This is a genomic window from Microbacterium sp. zg-YB36 (assembly GCF_024623575.2).
Lineage (GTDB): Bacteria > Actinomycetota > Actinomycetes > Actinomycetales > Microbacteriaceae > Microbacterium.
The window spans coordinates 1,183,144-1,196,778 of sequence record NZ_JANJFD020000001.1; the positions used below are offsets into that span (position 1 = coordinate 1,183,144).

Sequence of the window (13,635 nt, forward strand, 5' to 3'; positions counted from 1 at the left end):
GCGACACCGGTCTTGACGCGCGAGGTCATCCTCCCCCACAGTCAGACCATGCGTCGGACCCTGCCCAGCCTGCTCGGCCTTCTCGCCGTCGCCGCCGTGCTCGCCGGATGCACGAATCAACCGGCGCCGCAGCGCTCGGACACGGCGAGCTCGAACACGCCGAGTCCGGCGACCTCCCCGCCCGTGACCCCGACTCCGGCTCCGACTCCGACCCCAGCGACGGCGGAGGTCACGACGCTTCCCGACTGCGCGAACCTGCTCACGCTCGACCAGGTCAGGAACACCGCGCAGATGCCGAACGCCGAAGCCTTCGGTGACCTGGAGGAGTTTGACGGGAGCCACTTACCCGGTCCGGTTGCACGGCAGACCTTCGCTTCGGCATCCGCCACCGTCGCCTGCAGCTACGGCGTTCCGCAGACCGACTCCGGCGCGTACGTCTCCGTGGCGCTGATCGCTCCCGGCGCGAGCGAGAGCCTGGTTGACGCGCTGAGTTCCGCTGCCGTGTACACCGCGACCACCCGCGGCGGCATCCCGGTGTTCTCGATGTCCATCGAGGACGAACTCGGGTCGACGATCGCCTACGCCTTCGACGCGAATGTGTGGGCGATCGCCGACGGCACGGCTCTGTCACACGAGACCGCGGCGAACCTCGCCCTCGCGGCTGTCACCCGTGTCGTGGAGGGCTCCTCGTAGGAGCCTTGCCGCCACCCGCGCTCGCGCCGCGCTCAACGCGACCGCCTAGAGACGCCTGTGATCGGGCACCGGTCGCGGCTACCATCCGTCGCATGAGCATCCAGCTGGTGAACGTCGGCATCGCCGTGCGCGACCTCGAAGCGACGATCGCCTTCTTCACCGACCTCGGTCTCACCGTGCTCGGGCGCGACACGGTGAGCGGCGAGTGGGCCGACACCGCCGTGGGCCTCGACGGCAACCATGCCCGCATCGCCGTGCTCGATACGCCGGACGGGCACGGCCAGCTCGAGCTCTTCGAGTACATCCACCCCCAAGCGATCGAGACTGAACCCACCCTGCCGAACGAGATCGGCATGCACCGCGTCGCCTTCTCCGTCGACGACATCGACGAAGCCCTCGCGATCGCCGCGCGGCACGGCTGCTTTCCGCTCCGGGGAGTGGCGACCTACGAGGACATGTACAAGCTCACCTACGTGCGCGGGCCCAGCGGCATCCTCGTGATGCTCGCCCAGTCGGTGCAGGCTTGAGCCCGGTCACCCCTCCAGCACGACGAGCCCCCGCGTCGCCCGGGTCATCGCGACGTAGTGGTCGACGACCCCCTCGATTCCCTCCCCGAAACGGTGCGGATCCACCAGCACCACCAGGTCGAACTCCAGCCCCTTCGACAGCTCCGGCGTCAGCGACTGCACCCGCGCCGACGACGCGAATGTCGGGTCCCCGATCACGCACGCCGTGCCCTCCTCGTTCTCGGCCAGCCACGACGCCACGATCGTCTCGAGTTCCGACCGCGTGCCACGCCTGACCGGCACCCCACCGGTGCGCACCGACGTCGGCACGTTCGCATTCGGCACAGCCGCGCGGATCACCTGCTCGGCCTCGGCCATGATCTCGGCGGGCGTGCGGTAGTTGATCGTCAGTTCGGACACCGTGATGTTCTTCAGCCCGGCCCGCGTCAGTCGCTCCGGCCACGACTGCGTGAACCCGTGCCGCGCCTGCGCGCGGTCTCCCACGACGGTGAAGCTGCGGGAGGGACAGCGGCTCAGCAGCATCCGCCATTCGGCATCCGTCAGCTCCTGCGCCTCGTCGACGATCACGTGCGCGAACGGCCCGGCGAGCAGGTCGGGCGACGTGCGCGGCAGCGCGTCGTGGTCGTCCAGGCTGTTCTGCGCGTCCTCCCCGTGCAGGATCGACATCAGCCCGAGGTCGTCGTCGGAGGACCGCATCAGATAGTCGGCGATGTCGGCGCGGTACTCCCGTTCGGCGGCGAGCGCGGCCTCGCGCCGGCGGCGCACGCGGCCGGCGCCGGGGTCGCCGATCCGCTGGTGGGCGGCGTCGAGAAAGGGCAGATCGGATGCCGTCCACGCGCGGCCATCGTCGCGCTGCAGCAGCAGCACCTCGGCGTCGCTCAGCCAGGGCGCGCAGCGACGCAGGAAATCGGCGTCCGTCCACAGCGTCGCGACCAGCCCGCGCGGATCGAGCACCGGCCACACCCGGTGAAACGCCCGGGCGAGCGCGTCGTTCTGCGCCAGCACCTGCCGCGTGTGCGCAGCGGGGATGTCGGACTTGGCGGTCAGGATGCCGAGCAGCGCATCCCAGACCTCGTCACGAGCGTCGTTGTGCGGCTGGCCGGGCTCGGCATCCATGGCATCCGCCCACTCGTCGGGGGTGAGCCGCACGTCGTCCCAGTCGGTTTCCACGACGATGGCGGTCAGCGGCGGCTGTTCGTACAGCCGGACGGCGTTGTCGATCGCGTCGACGAGGCGGCCGTCGGCCTTGATGCTCGCGACGCGGGCGTCGGCCTCCGGCAGTGCGGTCGCGCCCTCGGCGACGAGGTCGCGCAGGGTGCACAGCTGCACGCGGTCCTCACCCAGGCTCGGCAGCACATCCTCGACGTAGGCCAAGTACGGCTGGTGGGGTCCGACGACCAGCACGCCGCCGCCGCTGCCGCGGGTGATGCGGGAGTCGGCATAGAGCAGGTAGGCGGCGCGGTGCAGCGCGACGACGGTCTTGCCGGTGCCCGGTCCGCCGTCGACGACGAGCGCACCGCGGGATCCCGCGCGGATGATGGCATCCTGATCGGCCCGGATGGTGGCCAGCACGTCCCGCATCCGCGACGTGCGGGCGCCGCCGAGACCGGCGAGGAACGCGGACTGCTCGTCGACCGCGGCGGTGGCCTCCACGCCGTCGGCGGTGAACACCTCGTCCCAGTAGTCGATCACCCGACCGCCGGCCCAGCGGTAGCGGCGGCGGCTGACGAGGCCCATCGGGTCAGCGTGCGTCGCGGCGAAGAACGGTTCGGCGGCGGGCGTGCGCCAGTCGACGAGCAGCGGGTGGCCGTCCTCCCCGGTGAGACCCATTCGCCCGATGTAGAGCGGGGCGGAGCCATCGGATGCCACGAGGCGGCCGAGGCACATGTCCAGACCGAAGCGGCGCAGCGTGGTCAACTGCGAGTTGATGCGGTGGATCTCGAGGTCGCGCTCGAGCGCGGCCTGACCCTTGCCGCCGGGGGCGTTGAGCATCGCGTCGAGGCGGGCGGTCGCCCGCGCCCGCGACAGCTGCAGCGTCTCGGCGATACGGGTGAAGTGGGCTTCATCGGCGGCGATGAGGGCGGCATCCGCCTTCATCGCGAGTCGTTCGGGGAGGTGGAAGGCGTTGACGGTGGCTGGACTCACGGGCGGCTCCGTTTCGACCGCGGCGCCTGGCTTCACGCGCGCGATCGCCCAGTATGCACCGCAACGGGGACCCTGCCGCAAGCCCCGGTGCGGGCGATAAACTGGAACCGCGGACAGGGGCGTCAGCCGAGTTCGTCGGGGTGCGTGAGCTTCCACCAGTCATCCGGCGGTGTGATGCTCCCCTCGATCTCCACCGGGACGGTCACCGTGTTCGGGCCGCATGTCCACGTGACGCTGCCGACCACCTCGCCGTCTTGCCACGTCGTGGGTGTCGTGGTGTCCATCGTCACGGTGATGGGTGTGTCCGACCAGCTGAATACCGAGGCGTCTTCGCTGAGGACCATCTGCGCGGTGCTCCCCCACGGGGTCGTGTAGGAGCCGACCTGCTGGCCCTCGTCCGCCAGCGGCACCTGGGTGAAGCCGCCGGCGATACCGTCGAGAAGGCTGGTCACACTGTGGTTGACCGCCTCGCGTGAGGAGCCGCCGAGCACGACACCGACGATCTCCAGCGGCTGGGCCGCGCCGACGTCGAGGGTCGCGGTGTAGAGCAGGTTCGAGCCGCCGGGGTCGAGCGTGCCGGTCTTGAGCCCGGTGATCCCGTGGCTGCCGAGCAGCCCGTTGGTGTTTGACATGGGGCCGGGGCCGGGCAACGTCAGGCCGCGGGTGGAGACGATCTGGGCGATCGTGGGGTTCGCGGCGGCGAGCCGTCCGAGCGCGATGAGGTCGGTAGGAGTGCTGGTGTTGCGCGGGTTGATGCCGGTGGGCTCGACGATCGTGGTGTTCGTAAGCCCGTTGGCGTCGAGCCAGCGCCGGGCCGCGCCGACGAAGCCGCTCTGCGACCCGAAGGCCCAGCCGGCGACGGCTTCGGCGTAGTTGCTCGCCGACGGGATGAGCATCGTCGCGAGCGCGTCGCGCAGCGACATCGAGCTGCCCCGCGGCATCGCGGCGATGGTGGCGCCCATCAGGTAGTACTTGTCATACAGCGCGTAGTCGGCACTGTCGAACCAGAGCGTGGGGCCGGGATCCGTGGCATCCGCCAACGGCACCGCGTCGAGCACGACCAGGGCGGTGATGAGCTTGCTGATGCTCGCGATCGGGCGGGGCTCGTCGGTTCCGCTGGTCGCCCACATGGTGCTGGCTGTCGAGCCGAGGTACTCGTCGGCGCCCGAGATCGCGATCGCCGAGGCACCCTCGGGCGGCAGCGGGATGCTCGCGGCGGCCGGCACCGGCGCATTGGGGGCCTGCGACGTGGCGACCGGGTCGCTCAGCGGCGCGGTCAGCGCCCAGCCGGCGTACCCTCCGCCGGAGGCCAGGGTCACCGCGAGGACGACCGTGGTGACGATCAGGCCGCGGCGACGGTTTTTGCGCCGGAGCTCCGGGTCGAAGCGGTCTTCATTGAAGGGTGCGTGTTCGTCACGGAGCAGTTCCGTGAAGTCCTCGAGCGCATCGTCGGGCCGGTGCTGCGTCGTCATCGTGCGGGACCCCCATCCAATTTCTGTCTACCACGCATATGCGCGGGAGCGCATCTACGGGTTTTCGGGGGTGGGCGGGGGCGCGGGTTTGCCGGGGTGAGGAGATCTGCCCGGGCGCGGGCCGTGGCGCGGCATCCGCCCTCAGCTCGGCCGATCCCCGCTCCTCGGCAAGACCGCGGCACCTCGGGTTTGCCGGGGTGAGGAGATCTGCCCGGGCGCGGGCCGTGGCGCGGCATCCGCCCTCAGCTCGGCCGATCCCCGCTCCTCGGCAATTCCGGGGGGGGCGCGGCTCAGGCAGCGGACTCGGCCAGGTCCGCGCCCGCCGCGCCCAAGCCGCCCTGCGCCACGAGCTCCCCTCTGGGGTGACGTCAGCGCGCCCAGAACTCCAGCTCCGAGAGCGCGAGGTCGCGCTCCCCGGAGACCGGCTCGTATGGCAGATGGACGGACACGAGCGTGAACTCGACGAAGTCGGTGCGGCCTGGCACGATCGCGATGGACTGCCGAACCCGAAGCTCATCCGGTGATTTCTCGCGGAGCGACCTGCGTTCCACACCATGTTCGGTCGCCGCCTCGACCGTGGCCAGCGTGGCGTTCCGCGCGAAAAGCGCCTCGCTCCTCGCCCATCCGTTGGCCAGGCAGACCAATGCCAGATCGGTGCCGGCAGGCAGCTCAACCCGCAGGGTCACGCCCTCCCCGTGGTCCGCCATCCCCTCAATCCACGCGGAATTGAGATCCCCATCAATGAGATTGCTCGCCTCATAGCCCGGTTCCGTATAAGTGCTGGAGGCTTCCACAGACACAGGCACAACTCGCTGTAACTCCCCGGGGTCGTCGCACATGGGCTCCGGGCGCGGCGCAAAGAACGCGGCGGCGACGGCCACCACTCCCGCACCGACGAGTGCCTTGACGATACCGTCCAGGTGACCGAGCACCCAGGACCGGAGCCTTCGCCCCCGCGAAACCTCTTCTTCAGCCACGATGCCCTCCACGGACTCGCCCCCACACGGCTTGGAGTTGGGCGCGAGAATACACCTTCCGACGTCCGTCCCGTAGGTTGCGATTTCGAGGACCGCGCGCTGCCGAGGCGAGGAGATCTGCCCGGATGCGGACCGCAGCGCGGCGTCCGCCCTCACTCCGGCCGATCCCCGCATCTCGGCGAATCGGGCGCGGCTCCCGCCTCGGCTTTGCCGGGACGAGGAGATCCGCCCGGGCGCGGGCCGCGGCGCGGCATCCGCCCTCAGCTCGGCCGATCTCCGCAGCTCGGCAACAGGCTCAGGCGCCGGACTCCGCCAGCTCGGCGCCGGCTTGGGCGAGCTCGGCCAGCGCGGCGTCGCTGGACTCCGGCGCGACCCCAGCGACCAGGTCGGTGAGCACGCGCACGCGGATGCCGTGGGCGATGGCATCCAGCGCCGAGGCCCGCACGCAGTAGTCCGTCGCCAGTCCGACGACGTCGACCTCCAGGATGCCGCGAGCGGTCAACAGCTCCGCGACGGACTCGCCCTCGTCGGTGGTGCCCTCGAACAGCGAATAAGCGGGAACGCCCTGCCCCTTCTTCACGTGGTGGGTGACGGCGTCGGTGACCAGGCCGGGGTCGTATTCGGCGCCCTCGGTGCCGGCGACGCAGTGCGGCGGCCAGGTGTCCACGAAGTCGGGCTCGCCGGGGGCGAAGTGCCCGCCGTTGTCGCCGTCGGCATCGTGCCAGTCTCGGGAGGCGATGATCAGGTCATAGTCATTGGGGTTGGCGGCGAGGTGCCGGGTGATCGCCTCGGCGACCGCGTCACCGCCCTGCACGGCCAGCGCGCCCCCCTCGGTGAAGTCGTTCTGCACGTCGACGATGAACAGTGCCTTACTCATGCTCGCTAGGGTACGCCGTCGCGCGCGTGCACAACGTCGCTAATCCGGGTCAGCGACGGCGCAAGGAGCGGCGGGTGGCCCCTGTCGGCGCCGGATTGGCGACGTTGTGCTCGGCGGGAGCGCCAGGCTCGCCGGCGCCGGCCCCGACCTCACCCGCAGCCCGCTGCCGCCCGCCGATGTCGTTGCGCCACAGCTTCGACGGCCACCAGATGGCCCGGCCGATGTCATACGACAGCGCCGGCACCAGCAGGGAGCGCACGATGAATGTGTCCAGCAGCACACCGAACGCGACGATGAACGCCAGCTGCGCGAGGAACAGGATCGGGATGACGCCCAGCGCGGCGAAGGTCGCCGCGAGCACGAGCCCGGCAGAGGTGATCACCCCGCCGGTGGCGACGAGCCCCCGCAGGATGCCGAGGCGGGTGCCGTGCGCGAGGGACTCCTCCCGCACGCGCGTCATGAGGAAGATGTTGTAGTCGATGCCGAGCGCGACGAGGAACACGAACCCGTACAGCGGGACGGCGGGATCGGCCCCGGGGAAGTCGAAGATCCCGTTGAAGACCAGCGCGCTCACCCCCAGCGCCGAGCCGAACGACAGGATCACGGTGCCGATCAGGAGCACCGGCGCCAGCAGCGATCGCAGCAGCGCGATGAGGATGATCAGGATCACCAGCAGGATGATCGGGATGATCAGCGTGCGGTCGCGGATCGACGTGTCGTTGGTGTCGACGTCGGTCGCCGTCTCGCCGCCCACCAGCACGTCGCTGCCGACGGTGTCGGTGAGCTCGGTGCGCAGGTCGCGCACGACGTCCTCCGCGGCGATCGAGTCGGCGGTGTCGGTCAGGGTCGCAACGAGCAGCACGTCGCCCTCGGCCACGGTCGGCGCCGGCACGGGCGTTCCGGGCGGACCCATCGCGGTGAAGACGACGTCCCCACCCTCCAAAGCCACGCCCGCCTGACCGTTGGGCGAATCCTCCGACGCCACGGCGACCGAGTCGATGCCGTCGTTGGCGGTGAGCACCTCGACACCTGCGGCGAGCTGATCCTCCGGGAGGATCACGTACACCGGGCTGCCGGAGCCCCCCGGAAAGTGCTCGACGAGCTCGTCCTGCCCGTCGCGGGCTTCGGACGCGCCGAGCACGAGGTCGCTCGAGGGCACTCCATCGGCCTTCAGCTGGGTGACCCCGAAGCACGCGCCCAGCAGCACGAGCGTGGAGACGATCCACACGGCACGCGGATGCCGCGAGACGAACCGGGCCTGGCGGGGCCACAGTCCCTTCTGCGGCTGGGTGAAGTCATCCGGGATGCCGAGCGCGTCGGGCTTGGGAGCGAACGGCCAGAACGCCGCCCGCCCGGTGAGCGCCAACATCGCCGGCAGGAACGTGAGAGCCGACAGCATCGCGAACGCGATGCCGATCGACGCGATCGGGCCGAGCGCCCGGTTCGTGGCGAGGTCACTGAGCAACAGGCACAGCAGCCCCGCGATCACGGTGCCGCCGGAGGCCAGGATCGGCTCGAACGCCCCACGCCAAGCCGCCATCGTCGCGTCCCAGCGATGCTTGCCCGAGGCGAGCGCCTCCCGGAAGCGCGCGACGTACAGCAGCGCATAGTCGGTGGCCGCGCCGATCACGAGGATGAACAAGATCCCCTGTACCTGCCCGTTGAGCACGAAGATGCCCGCCTTCGCGAGCCACCACACCGTCAGCAGCGCCACGCACAGCGCGAACACGCTGGTCAGCAGCACGAGCACCGGCAGCAGCGGCGACCGGTAGACGATGATGAGGATGACGAAGACGGCGATGAGCGCGACCGCCAGCAGGATCCCGTCAATGCCGAGGAACCCCTCGACGAGGTCCGCGGAGAACCCGGCGGGGCCGGTCACCCACGTTTCGATGCCGGCCGGTGCCACGTCGACGAGGTGCTGCCGCAGCTCGGTGACGGCGTCGGCGAGCTCGGCGTCGGCATCCAACGGCACGAAGATCTGCACAGCCTCGCCGTCCTCGGACGGCACCGCGGGCGAGACCTCACCGGCCACTGCGTCGAGGTCGGCCAGGCCCGCGGCAACCTCGCCGAGTTCGGCCAGCTGCTCTTCGGTCAGCTCGCCGTCGCCGGTGGCCACGACCAGGGCGGGCACGCTGTCATCGCCGAGGAACGCCCCCAGTCGCTCGTTCACCTGCGTCGCGTCGGCGCTGGAAGGCAGGTAGGCGGAGCGGTCGTTGATCGCGACCTCGTCGACCTTGCCGAAGTACGGGCCGCCGATCGAACCGCCGATCAGCCACACCAGCACCAGGATCGCCGGAATTCCGATGCGCAACCAGCGCGGCACGGTTCGCTCATTTGCCATATTGCTAGCTTATCTAGCGATCACGGAGATCGCCACCGGGCGACCTCAGCCGCGAACGAACAGAAGAATTCCGGATGCCGCGAACGCCAGCACCCCGAGCATCGCGAGCCCCGCGGCCAGCCAGGCGGCGGCGCGCACACCGGGTGAGTGGTGCGTCAATCGGAAGCGGTCGCGGGAGCCGTGCCGGTACCAGATGTCGACCATCGACTCGCCGGCGAGGCGCTCCGCGTCGGCGTGGCTGGCGACAGCGCCGCCCACTCCCCCGTCATCGTCGAACCAGCGGACGACGGTGCGGTCCTCGTCCTGGTCCACGACACCGCGGGTGGGAAGCCACGATCCGTCCACCGCCCACAGCACGAGGGCGACGAGTCCGACCACCGCGCCGGCGCCGAGGCCGACCCAGCTGAAGATCTCGAGGATCGCGTCGAGCGCGGCATCCATGAGTCCCCCTGCGCGCTCGATCACCCGATACGAAAATGGGGCTCCGAAGAGCCCCACTTTCGGTCAGAGCCACCTAAGGGAATCGAACCCTTGACCTATTCATTACGAGTGCGTTTAGGCCTTGGTGGAGCAAGTTTCGGGAAGTGGAGCCTCGGGCCTTTTCCGCGTATTTCCGCGGTTCCGACCTCGACTGTTAGTTGAAGGTTGTGGGCCATTGGTGACCCTGTTCGCTACACGTTACGCTACACGCCGAGGGTCGTACATCGCCGCGTCCACTTCCTCCATCGGCATGAGCGCGAGGTGCGCGTACCGCTCGGTCACCCGGATGGAAGAGTGTCCCATCAGCTTACTGACCTTGGCGATCTCGACGCCGGATTGGAGTAGCCAAGAGGCGTAGGTGTGGCGCAGGTCGTGGATGCGACCGCCGGTGTCCAGGTGGCTCCAGACGTCCCGCCGCCAGTTGGACGAGTTGGTGCGCATGAAGACGAATTCGCGTCCCTCTTTCACGAACGGCTTAATCTCCGCCACCACCCACTCGGGGATCGGCACATCGCGGATCTTCCGGCCCTTCGGGTACTTCTTGACCTTGCCGTTCTGCTTGCGGACGTGCGACACCCGGAGCATGCGGCGCTTCAGGTCCACCCGCTCGGGTCGCAGCCCCGCCATCTCGCCCCAGCGCAGCCCGCAGCCGACCATGATGGCGAGCATCGCCCGATCCTCCGGCCGGTCCTTCAGCTTCTTGAGCATCTTCGCCACGCGCTTGCGGCTGAAGAACCGCACCACATCCGTCTCGCCCGGCTCGAGCCCGAGTCGGAAGCACGGGTTGGTGGCCAAGATCTCCTTGTCGATCGCCGCAGAGAGGGAGCCAGAGAAGACAGCGACCACGCGCTTCACCGTCGACTCGGAGAGCCCGGCGCCGCCATCCTCTTTCGACGCCCCGAGCTTCGCGGCCCACGCCCGCACGTCGAACCGCGTGATGCTCGCCAGCGCGACATCCTGCCAGGCGGGGATGATGTGATTCTTGAGCAGCGACTTGTCGGTTTGGCTCAGCTTGTCGGCGTCCTCGCGGACGGCGCGCCACTCCTCATACCACTCCCCCCACTTGCGCGCGCCCGCGCGAGGGTCTCGCCAGCCCGGCTTGTCTGCTTCGTGTTCAGCATTGGTGGCTTCCGCTAGGGCGCGCTTCTGATGGGCGAACGTGCCCGCATTGCGAGGCTTGCCGTCCGGCCCCCGGTAGAGCCCCCGCCAGTTGCCCGATGGGAGTTGCTGAGTCCATGCCACCCTTGCACTGTAGGGGATAGGTGGCTAATGTGCCATTTAGTGGACTAATGAAGGGAGTTCCAATGAGGTACATGACAATGGCGGAGATGGTCGAAGAGTCGGGCATCTCTCGATACACGATCATGCCCGCCCTCCAACTGGAGGAGCTGCACGGCGGCCAGCCGAAGACGCGCGGAACGTGGCGCGTCGAGGAGGCGTGCTTCCGGGCATGGATGCTGAACGAACCTTGCCCGCATGGCAAGGGCGGCAAGAAGGCCAAGAAGAAGGCGAAGGCAGCATGACCTTCCACGCCTATCGCCTACCCAAGGGCGCACCACAGAAGCAGGTCTGGTTTGCAGTGTGCGACGCCTGCCACAAGGCCACGAAAGGCCCGTTCGGCAACACCTCAGACCACCAGGCGCAGATGAAGGACGAGATCATCGACGCTGGCTGGCGATACCAGCGCGAATACCCGATGGACACCTGCCCCGCTTGCCTGGCGGCCGAGAGCGCCCCCGATTCGCCGCCCGGTTAGTCCACTATCCTGGAACTATGCCTCTGTCTCCGATCCCGACCGCCGCTCATTGGAGCGACGTGATCGCCGAGGCTGCCAGAACGATGTTCAACGGCGAGGCTCGCGTCATGCTGCCGGGTACGCCTGGCACCTATGACCCGATCACCGACACGGTGACTGGGGGCACGCCGCCCACGGTCGCGCAGGACTGGCGGCCGGCCCGCGCGCAGCACGTCGGCATGCCACTGGAGACGAGCGACGGCAACGGCTGGAGCACGAAGCGGCGGTTCCGCTTCCAGTGGGATCTGCTGCCTGACGACCCGATCATCACCAAGGGCATGTACGTGGAGTACCGCGGCGGGAAAGACCCCAGCCTCGCCCGCTTCGACTACCAGGTGCTCTCCGCCGTCAACTCCTCGCACGCCGCACTGCGCACCGTCGAGGCCATGAGCGAGTTGGGGATCTCCGAATGACCGTCCGCTTCAAGATGCACAAGCCTGACCAGGATCTCGGCGCCTGGGCGGAAGCGCAGGGCCGGCGGATCAAGGAAGAACTCGACAAGATCCTCGAGGACGTCATCGCCGAAGCGGCCGAAGACATGATCCGCATCCTCGAAGCCGCCTGGACGCAGACCGGCGCCGATCGCGCCGAGGCTGGCGGTAACGGGCCTGGCCGCGTGGACAGCGGCACCATGCGCGACGCCATCCGGTCCCGCATCCTCACGAAGACGAAGGATCGCACGGTGGGCGCGTGGGGATGGCTGGACGAGTTCCTCGAATACTTTCTGTTTCAGGAGGCGGGCTCCGAGAAGTACGACGTCCAGTTTGAGGGAATGTCGGCACTCCAGGGCAGCTTCGTTCAGGCGCGCGAGAACTTCAGGACACGCCTCCGCGAGATCGGTAGGGAAGTCTGATGGCAGCAGATGGCGACATCGAGATCGACGCGGTTCTCGCGCGCCTGCGCACGCTGGTCGGCGGCCGGGTCTACGAGAGTGCGTTGCCTGATGAGGCAAACCCGCCGCGCCTGGCCGACGGCAAGATCGCGCCCTACATCGTGGCCGACTTCGGCTCCACCATCCGCTCGGCGCGCGAGCGCAACCTCGCCAACCCGGAGAAGGGCCAGCCGCACGTCCTGCCCGTCAATGTGGCCTGCTACGCGGGCAATGCGAATGACGCTCGGAAGACACGGAAGGCGGTGATCGGCCTGCTTCTCGACTGGGCGCCCTCCCCCACATCGGACGCCTTCGAGATGAAAGGCGGCTACGGGACTCGTCGGCCCTCCACAGCCAACACCCCCACTCGCTTCATCTCCGGCACCTTCTTCGAGACGACAGTGAACGTGGGCGTTGACGGTCCCTGGTGACCCGCGTTTAGTCCACTAATTCGCTCTAGACTGGTAGGTATGAGCGCACTTCGGAAATACAGGCACGGTGTCACCGGCCTGACCCAGTGGCTCAGCCCCCGCGTGGCCGAAGGAAATCCGCATCTCACCCTGATCGCCGATGACGCCAAGCCGCTCGCATACCTTCCCATTCCGCAGGAGGTCATCGAGGGCTACCTCGCCTCCGCATCTGACGAGCCCGAAAAGGGCGAAGACGAGCAGGAACTCACCCTGTAATCAGGCGGCGCGCAACCCGCGCGTTTCCAGGTAGGTGATCGCGGCTCCAAGGATGGCGGTGCTGTCACGAGCATGCCCAAGCAGCGTGTTGCAGTCCTTGCATAGGAGCCCGCGCACACACTTGCCACACGAGGTGCCGCGGGTTGGGCAGCACGCGTGGTCGTGGTCGACATGAAGAGCATCTCGCGATCCGCACATGGCACACTTGGCCTCCGTAAACAGCTCAATCAACTCCGCGACCGTCAGGTTGTACCGACGACCTTTCTGAACGTGCCATGGGCAGCACTTGATACGGGACTTCGCGGTGTAGCTCCCCCGGCACTCGGGAACCGGACACGGGATCTCCTGCTTGATCGGGTGCAGTTCCTTCCCCGAGTAATGCTGGGAGTAGTGCGTCCGGCACAGGCCGATCGAGCGCGACGGGTTGTCGCACCCCTCGAACGAACACTGCGCGAATGTGCCATCTGGCAGCTTCGCCCGCTTGCGCGCCTGAATGGGCGACAGGGCTTGACCCTTCTTGATCTGCTGGCCATGGGGGTCGCAGTAGGCGGTGTCGTAGGACGGGCTTTCGCAGCCCTCGAACGCGCACGCCGGCACATCCCACGGCTCCGTCTTCTGCTTCTTCAGGGGGTGCGCCCCCAGGTCACCACGTCGCATCTGCCAGACATGCCCGTAGCACAGGCCCCCAGAGTACGTGCGGTTATAACAGCCCTCGAAGGAGCAGAAGAGATTGTCCCAGTCAGTGCGTTGATTCACGTATTAAGTCTA

Annotated in this window: 16 protein-coding genes; 8 read left to right on the top strand and 8 right to left on the bottom strand. The window is 68.5% G+C overall.

All coding sequences use genetic code 11. The annotated features are described in order from the left end of the window. Nucleotides 1-48 precede the first annotated feature (48 nt). Nucleotides 49-693, top strand: coding sequence for a hypothetical protein (locus NQ151_RS05805; protein ID WP_257527307.1), 645 nt, complete (start codon nucleotides 49-51; stop codon nucleotides 691-693). 92 nt (nucleotides 694-785) lie between these two features. Then, entirely contained in the window at nucleotides 786-1,220 is a 435-nt protein-coding gene (locus tag NQ151_RS05810; protein ID WP_257527308.1) for a VOC family protein, read from the top strand. A 6-nt stretch (nucleotides 1,221-1,226) separates the two neighbouring features. Here NQ151_RS05810 and helR read toward each other — a convergent pair whose 3' ends face one another. The 7 genes from helR to NQ151_RS05845 form a co-directional block, all read right to left on the bottom strand. Next, nucleotides 1,227-3,365 (bottom strand): RNA polymerase recycling motor ATPase HelR, encoded by a 2,139-nt coding sequence (gene helR / locus NQ151_RS05815; RefSeq protein ID WP_257527309.1) that lies wholly within the window; start codon nucleotides 3,363-3,365, stop codon nucleotides 1,227-1,229. A gap of 122 nt (nucleotides 3,366-3,487) precedes the next feature. Further along, nucleotides 3,488-4,837 carry a D-alanyl-D-alanine carboxypeptidase family protein gene (locus NQ151_RS05820; RefSeq protein ID WP_257527310.1) on the bottom strand — a complete coding sequence of 450 codons (1,350 nt, stop codon included), beginning with the start codon at nucleotides 4,835-4,837 and terminating at the stop codon, nucleotides 3,488-3,490. 368 nt (nucleotides 4,838-5,205) lie between these two features. After that, the gene (locus tag NQ151_RS05825) at nucleotides 5,206-5,814 is read right to left on the bottom strand and encodes an NADase-type glycan-binding domain-containing protein (protein ID WP_257527311.1); all 609 of its coding nucleotides are present in this window, start codon (nucleotides 5,812-5,814) and stop codon (nucleotides 5,206-5,208) included. 295 nt (nucleotides 5,815-6,109) lie between these two features. Next, nucleotides 6,110-6,691 (bottom strand): isochorismatase family protein, encoded by a 582-nt coding sequence (locus NQ151_RS05830; protein ID WP_257527312.1) that lies wholly within the window; start codon nucleotides 6,689-6,691, stop codon nucleotides 6,110-6,112. Between the two features lie 49 nt (nucleotides 6,692-6,740). After that, the gene (locus tag NQ151_RS05835; RefSeq protein ID WP_257527313.1) at nucleotides 6,741-9,035 is read right to left on the bottom strand and encodes an MMPL family transporter; all 2,295 of its coding nucleotides are present in this window, start codon (nucleotides 9,033-9,035) and stop codon (nucleotides 6,741-6,743) included. 45 nt (nucleotides 9,036-9,080) lie between these two features. Continuing rightward, complete coding sequence (locus NQ151_RS05840) at nucleotides 9,081-9,500, bottom strand: hypothetical protein (protein ID WP_257527314.1); 420 nt, start codon at nucleotides 9,498-9,500, stop codon at nucleotides 9,081-9,083. 213 nt (nucleotides 9,501-9,713) lie between these two features. Further along, nucleotides 9,714-10,757: a tyrosine-type recombinase/integrase gene (locus tag NQ151_RS05845; protein ID WP_257527315.1), complete on the bottom strand. Its 1,044-nt coding sequence runs from the start codon at nucleotides 10,755-10,757 to the stop codon at nucleotides 9,714-9,716. 62 nt (nucleotides 10,758-10,819) lie between these two features. Here NQ151_RS05845 and NQ151_RS05850 point away from each other — a divergent pair, with 62 nt between their 5' ends. Genes NQ151_RS05850 through NQ151_RS05875 form a run of 6 tightly spaced genes read left to right on the top strand, consistent with a single transcriptional unit; the run spans nucleotide 10,820 to nucleotide 12,867 of the window. Next, nucleotides 10,820-11,038 (top strand): hypothetical protein, encoded by a 219-nt coding sequence (locus tag NQ151_RS05850; protein WP_257527316.1) that lies wholly within the window; start codon nucleotides 10,820-10,822, stop codon nucleotides 11,036-11,038. Then, entirely contained in the window at nucleotides 11,035-11,271 is a 237-nt protein-coding gene (locus NQ151_RS05855; RefSeq protein ID WP_257527317.1) for a hypothetical protein, read from the top strand. Before NQ151_RS05850 ends, NQ151_RS05855 begins: the two co-directional genes overlap by 4 nt. 17 nt (nucleotides 11,272-11,288) lie before the next feature. Next, nucleotides 11,289-11,723, top strand: coding sequence for a DUF6093 family protein (locus NQ151_RS05860; protein ID WP_257527318.1), 435 nt, complete (start codon nucleotides 11,289-11,291; stop codon nucleotides 11,721-11,723). Further along, nucleotides 11,720-12,163 (top strand): hypothetical protein, encoded by a 444-nt coding sequence (locus NQ151_RS05865; protein ID WP_257527319.1) that lies wholly within the window; start codon nucleotides 11,720-11,722, stop codon nucleotides 12,161-12,163. The genes NQ151_RS05860 and NQ151_RS05865 overlap by 4 nt, the downstream gene beginning before the upstream one ends. Next, nucleotides 12,163-12,612, top strand: a complete 450-nt coding sequence (locus NQ151_RS05870; RefSeq protein ID WP_257527320.1) for a hypothetical protein — start codon at nucleotides 12,163-12,165, stop codon at nucleotides 12,610-12,612. The genes NQ151_RS05865 and NQ151_RS05870 overlap by 1 nt, the downstream gene beginning before the upstream one ends. Nucleotides 12,613-12,651: 39 nt before the next feature. Further along, entirely contained in the window at nucleotides 12,652-12,867 is a 216-nt protein-coding gene (locus tag NQ151_RS05875) for a hypothetical protein (RefSeq protein WP_257527321.1), read from the top strand. Here the strand turns inward: NQ151_RS05875 and NQ151_RS05880 are convergent, their stop codons facing one another. After that, entirely contained in the window at nucleotides 12,868-13,623 is a 756-nt protein-coding gene (locus NQ151_RS05880) for an endonuclease VII domain-containing protein (RefSeq protein WP_257527322.1), read from the bottom strand. Nucleotides 13,624-13,635: the final 12 nt, after the last annotated feature.